The organism is Saccharothrix sp. ST-888, assembly GCF_000955975.1.
GTDB lineage: Bacteria > Actinomycetota > Actinomycetes > Streptomycetales > Streptomycetaceae > Kitasatospora.
Genome location: NZ_JYJF01000771.1, coordinates 1 through 326 on the forward strand (window position 1 = coordinate 1; position 326 = coordinate 326).

General features: G+C 71.8%; 1 protein-coding gene. It reads right to left on the minus strand.

Going from position 1 to position 326, the window contains the following annotated elements:
• Positions 1–326 (minus strand): KR domain-containing protein (locus UK12_RS34510; protein WP_045307176.1); only part of this gene is annotated, 326 nt, incomplete at both ends.

A 326-nucleotide genomic window follows, 5' to 3' on the forward strand; every position in this document is an offset into this window, starting at 1 on the left:
AGGCGCTCGGCGACGAGATCCTCGGTCGCCAGACCCGCCTCGGCCCAGGCGCCCCACGCGATCGGTGTCGCCGCCAGGCCGTCGGCCCGGCGCTGATCGGCCAGAGCGTCCAGGAAGGCGTTCGCCGCCGCGTAGTTGCCCTCGCCGGCACTGCCGACCGAGACCGCCATCGACGAGAACAGGACGAACGCCGACAGGTCGGGGTTCGCGGTGAGTTCGTGCAGGTTGAGCACCGCATCCACCTTCGGACGCGCCACCGTGGCGAACCGCTCCACCGCCAGGCCGTCGACGACACCGTCGTCCAGCACACCGGCCGTGTGGAACAC